General features: G+C 72.0%; 1 protein-coding gene. It reads right to left on the bottom strand.

Annotated features, from left to right (window positions below; all coding sequences use genetic code 11):
* Positions 1 to 219 (bottom strand): AMP-binding protein (locus VM95_RS38345; protein WP_425265403.1); only part of this gene is annotated, 219 nt, incomplete at its 3' end.
* Positions 220 to 232 lie beyond the last annotated feature (13 nt).

The following is a 232-nucleotide window of genomic DNA, read 5'->3' as shown; positions in this document are numbered from 1 at the left end:
CTCGGCCGTCATCCCAGGACGCTTGAGGTAGCCGCGCGCCAGACCGTCGCCGGCGATGTACAGCTCGCCGACCACACCCGGCACCACCGGCCGCAGACCCGGATCCAGCACGTACAGCCGAGTGCCGAGCACCGCCTTGCCGAGCGACGGCGTCGCCGAACCGCTCAGCCCGCTGCCACTCACCGTCGCGGCGACCGTCGACTCCGTCGGGCCGTACACGTTCAGCAGGGTG

Origin of the sequence: Streptomyces rubellomurinus, assembly GCF_000961885.1 — a bacterium.
GTDB classification, from domain to species: Bacteria; Actinomycetota; Actinomycetes; order Streptomycetales; family Streptomycetaceae; genus Kitasatospora; species Kitasatospora rubellomurina.
The sequence above is the reverse complement of the archived record's forward strand: the minus strand, read 5'-3'. Positions and strand labels throughout refer to the sequence as shown.